Raw genomic sequence first — 18,604 nt, 5'->3', positions numbered from 1 at the left:
TTGGCGGCAGACAAAAAAGACAAGGGCTGTCCTGTCATGATGTTGTGGATTGTATAAGTCAAATGTGTTTCATCCAAAACCATTTTCCCCGTTGCTGCGATTTAGAAGTGAATCGTACGAGGCTGAACATAGAGCAGTCGATTCAAGATATCCATCATTTTTTTTCAATTGCCCAAACGGAATAGAGATTGCAATGATTTTAGCCTGCACCCGGGAAAAAGACCGCACGGTCAGGCGGGGCCGACCAGGCCCACAACAGTGAAATGCAAAGGAGAAGATACCATGATAAACAGTAGCGGTAAAATGTTTACCCCGATACGGATAGGAAGTGTCGAGATGAGAAACAGGGTGGCGCTTGCTCCCATGTCACTGGAAAGCATTACTCCTTTTGAAAACAGTTATCTGGACAATCGCTGTAAGGAGTATCTGGTGCAGAGAGCTATGGGCGGGGTGGGGCTGATGATCGTCTCTTGCTGGCGGGTCGATGAGGATATTGAGCCGATGCACCATTTTCACTGTAATATCCTGACCCGGGGAGCGCTTTACTCGATTGTCGAACTCAATGAAATACTACACTCTTTCGGCGCAAAAGTTTTCTATCAGCTCACTGCCGGATTCGGCCGCGTCGGCAGCCCGCATCCTCCGGGAGGGGGGCAGCCCGTTGCACCTTCCGCGCTGCCAGCCTTCTGGGATCCCAAAGTTACCTGCCGTGAACTCAGTACCGGGGAAATCGACACCCTGGTGGAGAAGTTCGGTTTCTGGGCCGGTGAGTTGAAAAAGGCCGGTGTCGACGGGGTTGAGCTTCATGCCCATGAGGGATACCTGTTCGATCAGTTTTCCTGTGCCGTGTTCAACAAACGCACCGATAAATACGGCGGCGATCTGGAAGGGCGTCTCACCTTTGCCAGGGAGATTCTTCATGCGATTAAGGCCAGTGCCGGCGACAATTTTCCGGTGGTGTACCGTTACGGTCTCAAACATTACATGAAGGGATACTTTAAAGGGGCTGTTCCGGGAGAGGATTTCAAGGAGTTCGGACGCACTCTTGAAGAGGGTCTGGAGATGGCTAAAATCCTTGAACGGGACGGGTTCGATGCGTTGCACGTAGATGCCGGCTGTTACGACTCCTGGTACTGGCCGCACCCTCCCAATTATATGCAGCACGGCTGTATGGCCGAGCTGGCGGCACAGGTCAAAAAGGAGGTGAATATTCCGGTCATAGCTGTGGGAAGGCTCGATGATCCGGAGGTGGCGCTTGAGGTCATCGATAAGGACAAAGCCGATATCGTAGCCGTTGGCAGAGGGTTTCTTGCCGATGCTCACTGGGCCAACAAGGTCAGGTATGGCGAGGTCGATCAGATCAGGCCGTGTCTGGGCTGCCACGATGCCTGCACCGGACGGCTTTTCAACGGTAAACCGATGTGCTGCGCAGTAAATCCGACCGTTGGCCGTGAACTGGACTACCAGATTCACAAGGCTCCGGAGCCTAAAAAAATCATGATAATCGGCGGTGGACCGGCAGGCATGGAAGCGGCGCGGGTGGGAGCCATGAGGGGACACGACGTCACTCTTTTCGAGACCCGGGAAAAATTGGGCGGTCACTTGGTGGCCGGCAGCGTACCTGAATTCAAAAAAGATATCAGAAAACTGATGTCGTGGTATGAGATCCAGCTCAGACAGCTCGGCGTTACCGTTCTCACCTCCACCCCGGCAGGACTTGAGACCATAGAGCGGCAGAGACCGGACGAGATTTTGTTCTGCACCGGTTCGGTGCCGCTTGTGCCCTCTATCGAGGGGATCGACAATCCCAAGACAGCCCACTGCATCGATGTATTGAACGGCGAAGTTACCCTGGGAAAAAATGTTGTTGTCATCGGCGGCGGTCTGGTCGGCTGCGAGATTGCGCTCTGGGCTGCGGGCGGGGGAAGAAAGATCACTATTGTGGAGAGACTGGAGGCGTTGATGTCGTCGGGGCCGACCGTATCAAAAGAAAACAGGCAGATGACCATTGATCTGCTGGCACTCAACAATATAGAGATCCGGCTCCTGTCCACCGTCAGCCGGGTGACGGACGACCAGCTGTATCTTATGGACAGCGGGTTCAACCAGTCGAGGATGGAGTATGACAACCTGGTGGTTGCGGCCGGGATGAAAAAGGACGACCGGCTTTTTCTTGAAGCGGAAAAACTGTTCAAGAATGTCCGGAGAATAGGCGACTGTCTTGAGGTGCGCAATATTCAGGGGGCAATCTGGGATGGGTATGAAGTCGCGAGGAGGTTGTGATGGAAATTGTCAGGATCGATGTCTACCGGGTGGATATTCCCATGCTCCACCAGTACACCATGTCTGGCGGCAGGACCTGGAACAGGCTTGACTCAACTGTCGTAAAGGTCGTCACCCGATCGGGTTTTGTCGGCTGGGGAGAGAGTTGCCCGTGGGGACCAAATTATCTGCCGGGATTTGCACTGGGGGTGCGCGCCGGACTTGAGGAGTTGGCTCCTTCGCTGATCGGGGCAAAAGCCAACGAGATTGACATTGTCAATGAATTGATGGATCAAAATCTGGCCGGGCACGGGTATGTAAAGCATGCAGTTGATATGGCGTGCTGGGATGTCTGGGGCAAGAGTGTGCAGCTGCCGCTCAGTGTCCTGCTGGGGGGGACGCGAAATGTTCGTCTTGCGGTTGTCGCAAGTGTTCCCAGCGGAAGTGCCAAAACCATGGTCAGTACGGTCGAGAAGTTTCGCAGCGAGCATGGCTATGCAGTTTTTTCCTGCAAATTGAGCGGTGATCCCAACAACGATTTTCCGGCAATCGAGGCTCTTATGGAAAGATGCAGGCCCGGTGAAAAATATATCTTCGACGCCAACAGGGGATACACCCTGGCTGATGCACTTCGCTGCGCCAATATCCTGAGCGGCTATGATGTGGTTTTCGAACAGCCGGTGAAAAGCTATGAGGAGTTTGCGGCGTTGAGACACCGTACCACGGTGCCGTTGATGATAGATGAAATATTTTCCGGGATGGAGACTATGTGGCGGGTAATTGGCGACAAATCATGTGAGATGATCAACCTCAAGATCGCCAAGGTCGGAGGATTAAGCAAGGCCAGGCTCATCCGGGACATCTGCCAGGAGCATGGACTGGTGCTTTCGATTCAGTGCTGCGGCGGCAGTGAAATAACCCGGGCCGCCATAACCCATCTGGCTGCCTCTACGAGATCGGCTTATGTGCATTCAATCTGGGATTGCAGTGAAAACAATGGGGTTAAGGTGGTAAGGGAAGCGGCAGGGATCGCAGACGGTTTTCTCGAACATACCTCCGGTTTCGGGCTGGGGGTGGAGCCCGACCCGCGTGTACTGGGAGAGGTTGTGGCAAGTTATTGTTGATCGACAAGGAGAAAAAAGATGTCCAACAAAGAATATTGGAACGGCAACGCCGCCGCGCACAGAAGGATCATGTATAAAGGCGCCGGGTATTCCGATGACGACATAAAGAATCGACTCCATATCGGGGTGGCAAATACCTTTTCTGATGCCTCGCCGGCAACCGCCCACCTCAGGATGCTGGGGGAGGCGGTCAAGCAGGGCATCTGGTCTGCGGGAGGAGTCCCTTTTGAATTCGGCGTTCCCGGATTGTGCGGTAACATCGCAGTCGGCCATGACAACTGCAGGTATGAGCTGGCCGAGCGCGACCTGGTGTGCGGCTCCATTGAAGTGGTATCAAGAATAAATAATTTTGACGGACTGGTCACTTTGTCCTCCTGCGATGATATCCTCGCCGGCTCCCTGCTTGGGGTGGGGCGGGTCGATATCCCTGCGGTCATGGTGACCGGGGGGCCGATGATGCCCGGGTGTCACAACGGGAAAAAGGTACTGGCACCGGATATCGAGGAGGCCGCATTTTCGGGCACTGAATCCGAGGATTTTGCAAAACTCGAGGATGCTGCCTGCCCCGGATTCGGTTCATGCGGGGTGATGGGCACCGCCAATACCATGCAGATCCTGGTGGAAGCGCTGGGGCTGGCCCTGCCCGGGACGACCACGATTCCGGCGGTGATGGCTGACAAGATAAGAGGTGCCAGGGAAGCGGGGAGGGCGGCGGTGAGGCTTGCCGAGCGCGGGATCACCTCCCGGCGGATCATCACCAGGCAGGCAATACTCAACGCCATTGTCGTGTATCTCGGCATAGGCGGGTCGACCAACGCCATCCTGCACCTGCTGGCTCTTGCGCGGGAGGTCGGAGTGGGGCTTGAAATGGATGATTTCGACCGGATCAGCAGAAAAGTATCCTGCATCCTGGCGGTCAGGCCCAACGGACCCTGCAACATTGTCGACCTGCATGGGGCGGGCGGTGTCCCGGCTGTGCAAAAAGAGCTTGAACCGCTGCTCGACTTGGGCGTGATCGGGGTGAGCGGATTCACTCTGGGCGAAGTACTTGCGCCGGTCAAGCGCGTTGCAGGCGAGGTTCTCGCCACCCTTGAACAACCGGTGAGCAAAAGCTCGGGACTTGCCGTGCTCAAAGGCAACCTGGCCCCGGAAGGAGCCATCGTAAGACCCAGCGGGGTTCCTGAAGAGATGAAGTCATTTAGCGGTCCTGCAAGGGTATTTGATGATGAAAAAGATGCAATTTCGGCTATGAAAAGCGGTGCAATTTTACCTGGAGATGTTATTGTTCTCCGCTACATGGGGCCAAAAGGTGCGCCTGGAATGATGTATGCCCAGGCATCCTGCCAGGTGCTGGTCGGTCTGGGTCTGCACAAAAGCGTTGGCCTGGTAACCGACGGCCGCTTTTCCGGGTTTAACCACGGTCCGATTGTCGGCCACGTTTGTCCGGAAGCGTTTGACGGAGGCCCTCTGGCCCTTGTCTGTGAGGGAGACACTGTTTCGATGGATATTGACAGCAGAGTGCTCAGGGTTGATCTTGATGACCAAACGTTGGCAGAGCGCCGTGCCGAGTTCAGGCAGCCTGAGCATAAGGTGAAAACCGGCTGGCTCGGATTGTACAGCGCAACCTGTTGTTCCGCCAGCAAGGGGGCTGCCATGCAGCCCTGGTAGGGGTGAAAAGAAGTTTATGGAATGCGGGAATACGGTTTATTTTATCGGTTGCGGAGTGCTCGGCCCGGATGTGATCCATGTAGCTGATGAACTTGGGCTTCATGTGAAGAGAAAAATGCTCCCGGGGGGGTTGCACAACTATCCCGGCGAACTCCGGAGCAGGCTGCAGCAGGCGATTGACGAGGTGGCGGCCGAGCCCGACTGCAGCAGGATCGTCATCGGGTACGGTCTGTGCGGCCGGGGAACGGTCGGAATAGCGGCGCCCGGTGTCGAACTTGTATTCCCCAAGGTCCACGACTGTATCGCGCTTTTTCTGGGAAGTGACCGGGCATACAAGGAGCAGTTCGCCAAATTTCCCGGAACATTTTATCTCTCTGCCGGCTGGTACCGGGAAAAGAAAAGACCGGGGGAAGATGGCAAGGAGCAGGTCTGGATCGGTGATCAGGCCATGGGATGCGGTGAGATTACCCGGAAATATGGGGAAAAGAGCGGTAAAGAAATTATTGATTTTTTCTCAACCTGGCAGAAAAATTACCAGCGTGCCGCCTTTATCGACACCGGCACGCCCGGCGGAGCCCACTACCGGGAACATGCCAGGGCCATGGCGGAGAAATACGGCTGGCGATATGAGGAAATAACGGGAAGTCTCGCCCTCATAAAACGGCTGCTCACCCAGCAGGAATCCGACGATCAGATCCTGGTCGTGCCCCCTGGTTACGTGACCATCTACTCCCCTATTGCAAACGGTCTGTCCGCGTCCACCCCGAGCTCGGCAAACGACAGTCCGGACCGGCCGCGGCTGGTTGTCTTCGACGAGCTTGTGACCGGCGATGAACCGCAGCCCCGTTACGGACTTGGGATCGACGCCGGAGGTACTTATACCGATGCAGCAATTTATGATTTTGCGCAGAACTCGATACAATCCAAGAACAAGTCGCTGACGACAAAATGGAACTTTTCCCTGGGGATCGACGGGGCGCTTGGTGGACTGGACCAGTCTGTCTTTGACAAGATCGAGATGGTGGCCGTTTCCACCACCCTTGCCACCAACGCGATTGTCGAGGGTGAAGGGCAGCAGCCGGGACTTCTCATTATGCCCGGTCCCGGCGGGATACCTGAAAATTTGTTGTCGCACTCCCCCAAGGCGGTGATTTCCGGCCGTATCTCAATTTCCGGCAAGGAGCGGGCTCCCATAGACCCGGAGGAGGTCATAAGAGCCGCCCGCACCATGATAGAGCATCATGGTGTGACCGCCTTTGCCGTCTCCGGTTTCGGCGGCTCCGTCAATCCGGCCCATGAGCTTGAGGTTAAAAAAATTCTCAGACAGGAGACCGGAATGGTGGTCTGCTGCGGACATGAGTTCTCCGATCTGCTCAATTTTGCGGTGCGGGCGCAGACAGCTGTTCTCAACGCCAGAATTATCCCGAGAATGATAAAGTTTTTCGGGGAACTCGAAGAGGTTCTCGAAAGAAGAAACATCAACGCTCCGGTGATGGTCGTAAAAGGAGACGGCACCCTGATGTCCGCCGCCATGACCTGGGAGCGTCCCGTCGAGACCATTTTGTCCGGTCCGGCGGCAAGTGTCGCGGGTGCCCGGCTGCTGACGGGACTTGACGAGGCGATGGTAGTCGATATCGGCGGTACCACCACGGACACCGCGGACCTGGCCGAGGGACTGGTTGAGGTGTGCGAGACCGGCGCCAGGGTCGGAGGGTTTGCCACCCATGTCAAGGCGCTTGACATGCGCACCATAGGTCTTGGCGGCGACAGCCATATCCAGTGGCAGAAAAACCAGCTGCAGCTGGGGCCGAGAAGGGTGGCGCCCGCCGTGTGGGCGGACCTGCAGTCGGCGGCCGGGCTGGACAAAGCGCTTCGTTTTCTTGAGGAAAAGCTGGCGGTAACGGAAACGCTGCTATATTCCCAGACGTTTTTCATCGCCATGGAGGGCGAATTCCCCTTTGCACCGTCCAGGGAAGAACAGAAAATTTACGACCTGCTCAGGCAGCGTCCCCACTGCCTTGATGAACTGGCGATAAAGCTTGACCTTATCAGCAGCCGTTTTCTCAATACCGCACGCCTGGAAGAGTGCGGTCTGGTACAGCGATGCGGGCTTACTCCTACTGATCTTCTGCAGGTAAGCGGCCGGTTCACCAGGTGGGAATCGACGGCGGCAGAGCGTCTGGTGAACATTTTTTCAGTCCTCACCCAGACGACACCCGAGCAGTTTATCGGGCAGGTCTTCGCCAAATTTGAAAAAGATCTGGCCCGGGAACTCCTGGCCAAGCAGCTGTCCCATGATGTGGACGTGGATTTCCTCAACGGCGACAAGCTGGCGAATCACTTGATCGAATCGATCCTCACCGGCAGCAACAGACGGTACAAGGTCCGCTTTTCGCTGGAACAGCCCATTGTCGGAATCGGCGCGCCGGTGCACTATTTCCTGCCCAATGCGGGCAAGATGCTGGGCGCGGAAGTGGTGATCCCCGAAGATGCCGATGTGGCTAACGCGCTCGGCGCGATAACCAGTAACGTGGTTATAAGGCAGCAGCTGCTTATTCGTCCGGACCAGCTTGGCGGGTTTAACCTGCAGGGGGTTTCCGGAGGCAAACGTTTCAAGAGTATCGACGAGGCCGAGGCCTGGGGGGTAGGCTATCTGAAAAACGAGGTTCGGGAGCAGGCGCGCAATGCGGGAACCTCAAACAGTGTCGTGTCAATAGAGATCAGCGACAAGGTTGTGCAGGCAGGCGGAGGAACGCCTATTTTCCTCGAACGCCGGCTCGCCGCTAAACTGGTGGGCAGGCCTGACTACACCTCTGAAACCGTATCCCCCGGGTGATGGTGGCAGCAGGCGGCCCCTGGCTGTCGCGCTCAATGCATCACCAGCAGCACCATTTCTTCTTCAACAGGAGATGTGGTGCTTTTTGTTTGTTCCCACATGGTGGCTGAAGAAAGCGAAATTTCAGTGATAACCTGTAATGCAAATTGATGCGGAAAGGGGTCGGCCTGGTATAATCGACAGTTGATGCTTCTGTACATTATTAACCCGAAAAGGATACCTTCAAAATGCAGCTTCCTGATACCGAACAGATTTTCAAGCACTGTGTCCATGGCATAATCGGCACCGATGTGGACGGGAAAGTCACCCACGTCAACGATTCAGCCAGGAATATAGTCAAAAAATCCGATCGCCTCGTTGAAGGCGTCAGTGTCCTGGAGGTGTTGCCGGAAACCGGAAAACTCATTTTCAAGGTCATCGAAAAGCGTAAACCCTATTTCGGATATCAGGTGGAAGGAAAGGAGGAACATCTTATCGTCTCCATCAATGTTATCCAAAAAGACGAAAAAGTCATCGGCACGGTCTGCAGTTTTGTCGATATGAAGGAGTTTGAGAGTGTTGCCCGCAACCTCGACTTCATTGATCTGGATGACAGGAAATTCGAGACGGTTTTTGACGTTTCCTTCGACGGTTTGTGGCTGATCGGCAGTGACGGCAAGGTCATCCTGATCAACAATGCTGTGGAAAAGAGCCTTGGGATGAAGAAGTCGGAGGTTATCGGACAGCATGTCCAGACCTTTGTCAAGCGGGGTTTTTACAACATGACCCTTACCGAGGAGGTGGTCAGGACGCGAAAGAAGGTGTCGCAGCTGCAGACGGCGCTGATGACGAAGAAACAGATCCTCTGTACCGGTATACCGGTGCTTGATAAAAACGGCGAAGTGGCCATGGTCGTCGTCAACGAAAGGGACATCTCCAGGCTCATAGCGATACAGCAGGAACTGGACGAAGTGACAAGGGAGAAGGAACGGTATAAGGATGAGCTGGCACTGCTGGTGATGCATGAACTGCAGGAAAATGAGGTCGTCGCTGAAAATCATAAAATGCGCTCCATCATGCAGACCGCCCTCAAGTTTGCCAAAATGGACGCCTCGGATATTCTTATCCAGGGTGAATCGGGAACTGGCAAGGGGCTTGCGGCAAAATTCATCCACTCATGCGGCAAACGTTCTGCAAAACCTTTTATACAGATCAACTGCGCGGCAATTCCGGAGGCGATCCTTGAGGCGGAGCTTTTCGGTTACGATAAAGGTGCGTTTACCGGAGCCAAGGAAAGCGGCAAGCCCGGACTCATTGAACTGGCCGACGAAGGCACCCTTTTTTTGGATGAGATTGGCGAGCTTCCCCCTGCCGGACAGGCGAAACTGCTGAAGTACCTCGATGATCACCAAGTCATGCGGATAGGAGGGACGACCCAGCGCAAGGTGGACTGTATAATTATCGCCGCGACCAACCAGGACCTTGAGAAGCTGATCGAGGAAAAAAAATTCAGGGCCGATCTGTATTATCGCCTGAACAGTCTCCAGCTGACCATCCCGCCGCTCAGGGAGAGGCCCGAGGACCTTTTTGAGCTGACCAACCAGTTTCTCGGAAAAGCCAATGAGAAGTTCGGCACCAACAACAAGATCAACCCCATGATCATTGCCATGATGCAGACCTATTCGTTCCCAGGCAATGTTCGTGAGTTGAAAAATATAATCAACAAGGGGGTTGTGATGAGTGAATCGGAATTTATCGACAGGGTGGTGATAGAGTGTATCGGTAAAGACGTGATGGAGGAGGTGGCCAAGGCGTCGGAGCAGGACAGCCGGATAAAGAGTCTTGACGATATCATGGCTATTTTCGAGAAACAGATTATAAAGAATGCTATAGCCCAGTATAATTCAACCCGTGAGCTGGCGAAATATCTCAATATCAGTCAACCGACAATTGTTCGCAAGCTGAAGAAATATGGATTGTCCACCAGGTAGAAAGAGAAGTTCCCATGAAAATATCACTACAGGATTTTGCTTACGTCAAGTGCCAGGAACTGATCCGGACCGGAGAGCTCACTCCCGGGAAATTATACAGCGAGGTTGCTCTTTCAAAACAGCTTAATATCTCCAGGACTCCGATTCGGGGGGCGATCCAGCGGCTGGAGAAGGAAGGTCTGGTCACCAGGCTGCCGCAGCGGGGCTTTCAGGTGAATGAATTCGATCTCAGGGATATCGAGGAACTGTTCGCCATGCGCAAGGCTATTGAAGGTTTTGCCGCAGAACTTCTGGCCGCCACCAATAAAAAATTTGATCCCGACTTGTTCAACAATCACCTGATGTATCAGCAAAAGGTGTGCGAATCCGAAGGATTACAGCAATTTCAGGAAGAAGATCGCAAATTTCACGAGGACCTCGTGAAAGCCACGGACAATCAGCGGCTGATCGAGCTGTACGGCGACCTGCGCCTTTCAATTGCGCTTTTTGCAAGGAAAAGATTCCAAGTGTCCAGCCAGCGCAGTCAGTCTCTTGAGGAACACCGGCAAATTATAAGGGCCATAGAAGATGGCGATCCCGACAGGGCGAGAAAAGCAATCTACCAGCATATTGACAGGGTGCTGGAGCTGTACCACAAGCATGAAATCTGATGGATGAAACAGGGCCCGCCCGTACCTCTTCACAAGGGTTCCCCAGGGTTTCCCGGAGGAGTGAAGGGATCGTCAGCTACGCCTGTTCACCAGCGCTTTTCTTGCCGCCAGTTCGATTTTTTCAACCAGTTCCCTGGTGTCTATCGGTTTGAGGCAGTAGTCGAAGGCGCCGTTCTGCATCCCTTCTACCCCCGATTTGACCGAAGCGTGGCCGGTGAGGATTATTATCTCAGTATCGGGCCACAGCTCCTTGACCAACTGCAAACACCGGATACCGTCGATTTCCGGCATACTGACATCCATGATCACCACTTCTTTGGGGCTGGTCTCCATTGAGGATATGGCTGCCCTGCATCCTCCAGCCGTTTCCACCTTCAGCCCCAGCCGACAGAGGTGCTTGTTCATAATTTCCAAAAAATCCGTTTCATCGTCGACGATGAGGACCGTTATTCCCGAGGCGGCTTCCAGGGAATCAATTTTCTCGTTTTCCATGGCTGAGCATTTCCTTGATTTCTTTGTTAAACTTGTTGCGATACCGCATCATCTGGCCGGGAGCCGACATCACCATGTCGATCTGTCGGGTATGTATTGACAGATAACCAAGTATCTTCAGACAGTTATATAAGACATTCTGCGATCGTTTTTCAACCCGTGCCGCGAGGGAATCACCGATTTTTTCCACCCGGAACTGGTGACGCACAAGAAGTTCGGCAAGGAGTTCGACCCTGGCGATCCGGCGGGATTCATCCGCCGCTCCCCCCTTGAAACGAAAGGTGACGTAGCGTTCCGTCCGCAGGCTGGAGATGTATGCCTCGATCGTTGCGTAATGATAGCCCAGTCGAAAACTCAGGTTGCAGTAATTCTTTGAGATCAGGAAATAATTTTTCTGCACCATCGCTGAAGGCGCGGCGGGGTCAAGGCCCGGATTGCGGGTGGACTGGAACAGAATCGCCCCCATGCCACGAACGTTGACCCGGGGAGGTCCCGCCCAGGGAATGGCATGCATACCCTGCCAGATTGCCAGCATCGGTTCGCAGGTGATTTCATCGATCAGTATGTACTTGTTGCTGGCATCGTAGGTTGCGGCAAAACCGTCGGCCAGGTTTATTACCCACCACTCCATGGGCATATTGCCCACCAGCCTCTTGGCTGCACCTTTTACATAGCGGTATCTTTCGCCGAACCCGAACATGTCCACCACAGCTTTTTCGTGACAAAACCGGGTGATGTCGTGCAGGGTCCGGCACCGGGAAGAACGAAAAAAAGGTGAGGTCGGATCGGTAAGGGTCAGCGGGGTGATGCGACTGAGGACCGCCTTCAGGGTCTGCTCGACCGGGCTGTTGTGCATGGGATTTTGTTTGTCAACGTTGCAGGATATAACCTGGTCGACCCGGTCACCATAGATAAAGCGGCTGGTGGCGTCGACGGTTACAACCTGTCCGTTTTGCAAAACATTAAGAGCGTCCCTGACGCCAAGAAGTGCAGGACAGTTAAATTCCCTGGCGATGGTCGCCAGATGCCCGGCGACACTTCCGGTTGTCGCAATCAGGGCGGAGGCCCGTCTCAGCAGCGGCGCCCATTCGGGCAGCGGATGTTCCACCACCAGCACGGCTCCGTGGGGAAACCCGAGCAGGTCGACGGTCGAGCGAACCACCCATACCTGCCCCGCCTCTGCGCCGGGGCAGGCGGTAACCCCACCTCGCAGCAGGAGCTGTTGATCGGCGAGTGGGGCAGGATCTGGCTGGCTCTGTGCCCAGGGGCTGACAGATATAGGCCTGCTCTGCAGGATAAAGAGGCTGCCGGAGGAGTCGATGGACCATTCAATGTCCTGCTCCGTGCCGAAACGGGCTTCAAGCTTCATGGCCGCTTCGCTGATCTGAGTAACCTGTTTATCGGATAAAACAGAAAGGGGAGTGCCCTTTTTCTCGATTATTTCAAACGGGTAGTGCCGTTTTACCAGCAGCCGTCCGGTATCTTTTGTGCCTTCGACAACGCCTTTGCCGCTCCCCGGAGCCCAGAAAATCTCCATGCATTGCCGTTCCCCGGTCATTGACCGGGAGTAACAGACCCCGCTTACCGCCGCCTCTACCATGAGCAGGCAGCCTACCCCCATCAGCATCTGTTCGTGACGGTACCCTTTGGTCAACCGGTAGGTCATGGCCCTGGCGGAGTAGGTTGAGGCCAGTACCGCCTTGTAAGCGTCGATAAGCTGGTCGCGGTCGATATGCAGTTCGGTGCGGTACAGTCCGGCAAACGACGCCCGGCCAAGATCCTCTCCCAGGCCGCTGGAGCGGACAGCCACCTCAATGGGGCGGCCGATTTTATTTTCCAGCAGGTCAAACTGTTCTTTAATCAACCGTTCCAGCTCTGTTGGTAGGGAGCAGGCCATGATCAGTTTTTGTACTTGGTGGCTGCGGCGGTGCAGATCTTCCAGGTCGCGGGCGTCGGTCTGCTGAATGATGCGGTTGATCTCGGTGAAGAGGTTGTTGTGGGAAAACACTGCCTGCGCAGCCCCGCTGGTGATGACGAACCCCTCGGGGATTTGAATGTCTTTAACCGTTCCCGCTTCGCCCAGGTTGGCCATTTTCTCGCCGCTCAACTCAACCAGGGACCGGTTTACCCGGGTCAGCGGCAGGACCCAGTCCCCCTCCACTGCGGGGCGGGACTGGTCGATGAGTTCGTCGATTGTTTTCTCAATATTGCGATAAGCGACCACCAGCTGACCGTATCTGCCGTCCGCTATATATCGCAGATTATCGATCATCTTGAATACATTTACTGTGATGATCGTCGATTTTGCCCTGATAAAGGCCATGGAGTAACTGCGCCCGTCAAGCAGGGCTTTTTCCATCTCCGCCATGGCTTCCAGCGCATTGTTGTTGGCCGTGAGCAGTTCCCGGAAGTGAAGGTATCTGCTGGTGAAAAGATGCTGCAGCTCCTCAAGGGTCGGGTGGGCGGCGGCAGGAGAAGAAAACAAGCGCTTGAGTCTGGCCAGTAAGGTTTTCATTGCACCATCGAAATGAGGTTGTCGCTGCCGGAGTATACTGGTCCGGCAGCGACAAAGTACGAAATTGTCCGGCGTCAGTGTTTAATCTTGATGCCAAGACCTTCAAAAATATAGAGCAGGCCAAAACCGTACCATATCGTGTAGGCCACGTAAAAGACGAGTGCTGCGATCAGCAGGAATATCTCCTCCCGTACGGGTTTGACTTCCACCTTGTAGTAATTGTAGGCCGGTTCAACGCCTTTGGTCATTGATTTTTTAACAAACTTCGCCTGGGCGAAAGCGCCGCTCCCTGTTAACTTGGCCGCCATGGCGTTTTGCAACCGGTACCATGAATAAAGAGCCGACATTTCGTCTACCCCGTACTTGTCCGTTATCGCCTGGCCGTTGTTATGGTACATGGTATCGGCATCGCGCAGGATCGTTGTCATGATCTGTCCGAAGTCTGCGTCGACCGTGAGGTTCACTCCCCCCTGTACCGTTGCCGGCAAGTTGTTGATATTCAACATGTTAGCCGCGAGCAGGGCCTGCTGGGGGGAATCCATAATCAGGGTGTGGTTGAAGCTGCTGCCCGTATAATGTGCGGCGTCCTCGAGCTGTTTGTCGATGTGGTAGGCTGAGCCTTTTGACAGTTCGTTGAAAAAGTTATCCAGATAATCGAGTCCGTTGACTTTTTTTCCTCCTGCGCCGGGGAGCAGCGGCAGAAAGATGATCATCAGCACGATAAAAAAAGACAGCAACATCAGGATTCCGCGTATTTTCAGTTGTTTTGAGTTTCCCATGATTCATGGACCTCCTCTGCACGTAATACTTTCAGGTTGGTAAAAAAGCTCCAGAACACCCACACTGCAAAAATGATGATGATGATAAAGAACCCGAAGGTTCCTACGATGTTGAGCAGTTTCAGCAGTTGCGGAGAGACATCGATGTATCCCATTTTCATCATTTTTTCGGGTAGAGCGCAGGCTCGGTTAAAAAAGCCGGCGCTTACAGTGACAGCATAGAATGCGCAGATGGTTGTACCGGAAACCACTTTGGTTACAATGGAACCGATCTGGATGCCGATGAGCGAGCCCAACAGCATACCCATGGCCAGGGTATAGAAGATAAACCCATAGACGGCATACTGGGTAATGGAGCCGTATCCGGCGGTGAAAACGATCTGAAAAATATCAGTGCCCACCGTCGTCATGGAAGAGACTCCCAGGCCGTAGACGAAGATCGGAAAGGTGAGGAAGCCGCCGCCCACGCCCATGATCGCTGCGGCGAGACCGACGATGAACCCGGCAATTACCAGAAAGAATGCGGAAATTTTTCTCCCGCCGGGGGTGACTCCCTGGTCGAAAGTCAGCATTGGCGGCAGGTTGATCGACTGTACCATTTTGCCGATGGGCGGTATTTCCTCGGCCTGCGGTCCGCTGGACTCAGCCACATCGGCCGCCGCGTTTTTGCGGCGCAGGGTCCGATACCAGTCGCTCAGGGCGTAGAAGGCGAGAAATCCCAGCATCAGCACGTAGATGACAGTGATGAACATATCGCTGAGGACCGGATTCTTCTCATACAGCGCGCGGTTGATATAACCGCCCAGGGTTGAACCGCTGATGGCCCCGATAAGAAAGGTTGCCGCCAGGGCAACGGCAATATTGCCCATCTTGCGGTGCAGGACCGAACCCATGATAGCCTTGGCGAAAATATGGAACAGGTCAGTTCCAACCGCAAGAATTCCCTTTACCCCTACGCTCATAAGAGCGGGGGCGATGATGAAACCGCCTCCTGCGCCGATGCAGCCGGTGATAAGTCCGGCGCAGAGTCCCACCAGAATGGAAGCGCCGAAGATAAGGTTGGTGTAATGGGAGGGGCCGTAGGCGGATTTACCTCCGATAAAGGCGGGAAGAGCGCCGCCGACGTTGTCGGCAAAGGCGATACCGCCGAAGATTATGGGGAGAAGCAGCAGGCCGATTATCGCCAGCCGTCTGCGGCTGCGTAAAATGGTGTTGGATATTTCCAATTCCCAGCGGGCCTGCGCTCTGGCGCCCGCCATCATGAACTGGTGTAGATTTCGCATGAATTTCATCTGGTTCTCCTTGTGTCTGCTTGATGGTGGCTGTTGATCGTACCGTCGCGACAGGTTAACTGGGCATGGCCATATCTTTCTTGATCTGGGCCATCTCAATTTTCTGCTGCTGGGAACGTTTGCGTTCATAGGCTGCATCCAGTTTTTCCATCAGCCGTTCCATATCCATCGGTTTCATCAGGTAATCAAAGGCGCCGAACTTGATGCCGTTGATCCCAGATTCCACCGACGCATGACCTGTCAACATCACCACCTCGGTCATGGGGGCGATTTTCTTCATCTCCTGAAGAATCTCGATGCCGTCCCGTCCGGGCATTTTTACATCCAGCAGCACCACGTCATATTTTCCCGGCGAAAACATCTGCAGCGCGGTTTCCCCGTCGGGAGCGCCGTCGCATTCGAGCTCTTTTTTCCGCAGTTTTTTTACCATGATCTCACGAAAATCCTGCTCATCGTCGACCACCAGTACACTGTATCGAGTCATTGCGTCCTCCTTTCCTGTTTCAAAAATGTTGATTGTCGAATGGGGAGTTTCACTGTGAACACTGCCCCACCTTCTTTTCTGTTTTTCGCTTCGAGGGTGCCGCCCATGGTACGGATGATGTTCTGGCTTATGGACAGCCCGAGACCAGTTCCTTTGCCCTGTTCCTTGGTGGTGAAAAAGGGGTCCCAGATCTGCTTCATCACCTCCGCTTCTATGCCCTGACCGTTGTCGGTTACCTCGATTATTATCTTCTGGCCTTCAGCCCTGGTGTGGATCTGCACCTCACCGTCGTGTCCCACCGCGTCGAGGGCGTTGTCGAAAAGGTTGAGCAGCACCTGCTGCAGGCGGTGGGGCTCGGTCACGGTAACGGGAAGAGTCGCGGGCAGGTCGAGTGTTATGCCGATGTTGTTGTGCAGGGCCTCCTTTTCGAGAAAGGAGAGGGTCTCCGTGACCACGTCGTTGATCTGGACCTGTTCCTGTTCCGCCCGGATTTTACGGGAAAATCCAAGCAGGCGATGGGTGATCACCGCCGCCCGTTCAACGTGGTGCTTGATCTTGGTGATGGTGGTCTGGTATTCCTCATGATTCTTCAGTGCTCCGGACTCTTCGTCGGAAAAGAGCTCTTCAAGCCAACCCACCTGGGCCAGGATCATCTGCAGGGGGTTGTTGATCTCATGGGCCACACCGGCAGCCAACCTGCCGATATTGGCCATTTTTTCGATATGGGCCATCTGCTGATCCAGGGCTGCCGATTCACGGTCGGTCCTGGCAATGTGGGAGACGATGAAGCGGCTGAGAAAAAAGGCGATGAACAAAAAAAGTGAAGCGGTAGTCCCGATGATGAGCATGGTGCGGTAGACATGCTGCCGGTAGCTCGACAGCATATCTGGCAGGTGCACCTTGAGCATCAGCATCCAGTTCCGGGTGTTGAGCCAGGTCGTGGCGTAGAGTTCTTCGCCGATGAGGGTTAGTTCCGTTCCCGCGTGATGCTTTATTAGCTTACTCTCGGTTTCATCGAGAGTCGCCCGGTGCTGCAGGCTCGGGGTCTGAAGTTCCCCGCTCTTGTTGACGATGAATACGTCGCCGCCCGCACCTATCTGCGCACTGTGCAGCAGGGAGTTGAACACGCTTGAATTGATGGTGGTACGCAGAACATAACTCTTGAGCGGGTCGGTCAGAGCGACGACAAAATGGGGAACTCCCCGATACCCGCTGAAGATGTCGCTCACGTATACCCCCCGTACAAGCACCTCGTTGAACCACCCCTGGTTGTGGTAATTCTTGCCTGTCACCTGCTCGCGGTAGGGGCCGACATAGGCCAGCTGCTTGCCGCTGGTCGCAATGGTCTGCAGATCGACGATGCTGCCCGACTTGCTGATTGCGACAAACAGTTCGTTCAGGGTCTCCACGGTATTGAAATGTTCCTTGTCGTAGAGGCTGATCAGGGTGGTCAGCAGGTCCACCTGATGCTGTAAAAAATTGTTGATCACATCCCGTCGATGGGTAATGACCTGGCCTGCGGTTACCTCGATATCCTGGATGGCGACATCTTTGAAGTTGTAGATCGAGGTAGAGGCTATGATCAGGATGGGGATGATGCCGCAAAGGAAGAATCCCGCCGTCAGGAGTTTGCGCAGTTTGGCGTAGTATCTGGTCTTATGATCGGTCATTATTACCTCCCGAGCCTTTTCAGGGTGTTTTGCAGTTCGACGGTCTGGGCAGGGGAAAAACAGTATACGTTAACGGTACCGGTCAAAATCGACCTGATTCTGTCGACAATCTTTTCCGCGTGGGATTTTTTACCGAACAGGACAATGACATCAGGGTTGAAGGTGATGACCTTGAGTTCGGTGTTGGCGTCATAACTGATACATTCAAGGATGCAGGACGTCTTTTCCTTTAGCCGGTACAGTGCCCGGACGATCTGCCGGGTCACCTTGCCGGACACGATCAGCTGCAGAAAAACGATCAGGATCTTCTTCACCCTTCCCTGCAGCAGGAGATTGGGGATGGGCATGTTGTACCTGACCAGATGGCGGATGAGGTCGTGGGAGCTGATCAAGCAGTGGCCATGACAGTCGACAACGGGAATCAGTCCCGACTCGGTCCACCGCTTGAATCGTGTTGTAGAAACGCAGCACAGTGAGGCTGCCCGGGAGAAGGTGAGGTATTCGTTGTCGTTGGTGCTCTGCATGGTGGTCGGCTCCCCTGTAAAATGTTATGGACAACAGGCCAGTTCTATTTCCTTAACTGCAAGGGCAGGGCCAGTTGCGGTAACAATCGGGCGTTTTTGTTGTTTTTACGTTTGATGTCAGTATGTTGTGGCGCACGGCCATGATTTTTGCGGGCAATTGTGTGGTTAGGCTTTGTGCAATGGAGGTGACAGGATTTTTTTGTTTTGTCGTGTAATGTTTTGAAATTAAATAATAAAATATAGTGTGTAGTTTTCGTTACGTTCAGGCTGGTTTGGAGGCGATATATGTGCAATTTTGGTGACAAATTGCAGGGATAAGAGTAGAAAAGCTGGATAGG

At 54.2% G+C, this 18,604-nt stretch carries 13 protein-coding genes; 6 read left to right on the top strand and 7 right to left on the bottom strand.

Annotated features, from left to right (window positions below; genetic code table 11):
* The first annotated feature begins 282 nt into the window (after window positions 1-282).
* The 6 genes from BLQ17_RS02510 to BLQ17_RS02485 all read left to right on the top strand — a co-directional run bounded on the left by BLQ17_RS02510 (window position 283) and on the right by BLQ17_RS02485 (window position 10,510).
* Window positions 283-2,283, top strand: coding sequence for an oxidoreductase (locus BLQ17_RS02510; protein ID WP_092219467.1), 2,001 nt, complete (start codon window positions 283-285; stop codon window positions 2,281-2,283).
* Window positions 2,283-3,386, top strand: coding sequence for a mandelate racemase/muconate lactonizing enzyme family protein (locus BLQ17_RS02505; RefSeq protein WP_092219465.1), 1,104 nt, complete (start codon window positions 2,283-2,285; stop codon window positions 3,384-3,386). The genes BLQ17_RS02510 and BLQ17_RS02505 overlap by 1 nt, the downstream gene beginning before the upstream one ends.
* Before the next feature lie 18 nt (window positions 3,387-3,404).
* A complete protein-coding gene (ilvD, locus tag BLQ17_RS02500; protein ID WP_092219463.1) occupies window positions 3,405-5,054 on the top strand; it encodes a dihydroxy-acid dehydratase in 1,650 nt (549 codons plus the stop codon).
* 16 nt (window positions 5,055-5,070) lie between these two features.
* Complete coding sequence (locus tag BLQ17_RS02495; protein WP_092219461.1) at window positions 5,071-7,890, top strand: DUF1638 domain-containing protein; 2,820 nt, start codon at window positions 5,071-5,073, stop codon at window positions 7,888-7,890.
* Between the two features lie 227 nt (window positions 7,891-8,117).
* Window positions 8,118-9,860, top strand: coding sequence for a sigma 54-interacting transcriptional regulator (locus BLQ17_RS02490; RefSeq protein ID WP_092219459.1), 1,743 nt, complete (start codon window positions 8,118-8,120; stop codon window positions 9,858-9,860).
* A gap of 14 nt (window positions 9,861-9,874) precedes the next feature.
* The gene (locus tag BLQ17_RS02485; RefSeq protein WP_092219457.1) at window positions 9,875-10,510 is read left to right on the top strand and encodes a GntR family transcriptional regulator; all 636 of its coding nucleotides are present in this window, start codon (window positions 9,875-9,877) and stop codon (window positions 10,508-10,510) included.
* Window positions 10,511-10,582: 72 nt separating this feature from the next.
* On the opposite strand, the gene BLQ17_RS02480 is transcribed toward BLQ17_RS02485, so the two are convergent.
* The 7 genes from BLQ17_RS02480 to BLQ17_RS02450 all read right to left on the bottom strand — a co-directional run bounded on the left by BLQ17_RS02480 (window position 10,583) and on the right by BLQ17_RS02450 (window position 18,266).
* Window positions 10,583-11,002: a response regulator gene (locus BLQ17_RS02480; RefSeq protein WP_092219455.1), complete on the bottom strand. Its 420-nt coding sequence runs from the start codon at window positions 11,000-11,002 to the stop codon at window positions 10,583-10,585.
* Window positions 10,983-13,517, bottom strand: coding sequence for a PEP/pyruvate-binding domain-containing protein (locus tag BLQ17_RS02475; RefSeq protein ID WP_092219453.1), 2,535 nt, complete (start codon window positions 13,515-13,517; stop codon window positions 10,983-10,985). The genes BLQ17_RS02480 and BLQ17_RS02475 overlap by 20 nt, the downstream gene beginning before the upstream one ends.
* 74 nt (window positions 13,518-13,591) lie before the next feature.
* On the bottom strand, window positions 13,592-14,296 hold the full coding sequence (locus BLQ17_RS02470; RefSeq protein WP_092219451.1) for a hypothetical protein: 705 nt from the start codon (window positions 14,294-14,296) through the stop codon (window positions 13,592-13,594).
* Window positions 14,275-15,588, bottom strand: a complete 1,314-nt coding sequence (locus BLQ17_RS02465; RefSeq protein ID WP_092219449.1) for a sulfite exporter TauE/SafE family protein — start codon at window positions 15,586-15,588, stop codon at window positions 14,275-14,277. Before BLQ17_RS02465 ends, BLQ17_RS02470 begins: the two co-directional genes overlap by 22 nt.
* A gap of 55 nt (window positions 15,589-15,643) precedes the next feature.
* Entirely contained in the window at window positions 15,644-16,072 is a 429-nt protein-coding gene (locus BLQ17_RS02460) for a response regulator (RefSeq protein WP_092219448.1), read from the bottom strand.
* Entirely contained in the window at window positions 16,069-17,742 is a 1,674-nt protein-coding gene (locus tag BLQ17_RS02455; protein ID WP_092219446.1) for a sensor histidine kinase, read from the bottom strand. Before BLQ17_RS02455 ends, BLQ17_RS02460 begins: the two co-directional genes overlap by 4 nt.
* A 2-nt stretch (window positions 17,743-17,744) precedes the next feature.
* Entirely contained in the window at window positions 17,745-18,266 is a 522-nt protein-coding gene (locus tag BLQ17_RS02450; RefSeq protein WP_092219444.1) for a TroA family protein, read from the bottom strand.
* Window positions 18,267-18,604: the final 338 nt, after the last annotated feature.

The sequence above is a fragment of the Desulforhopalus singaporensis genome (assembly GCF_900104445.1).
In the GTDB taxonomy this organism is placed as follows: domain Bacteria; phylum Desulfobacterota; class Desulfobulbia; order Desulfobulbales; family Desulfocapsaceae; genus Desulforhopalus_A; species Desulforhopalus_A singaporensis.
This window is presented reverse-complemented; position numbering and strand designations above follow the sequence as displayed.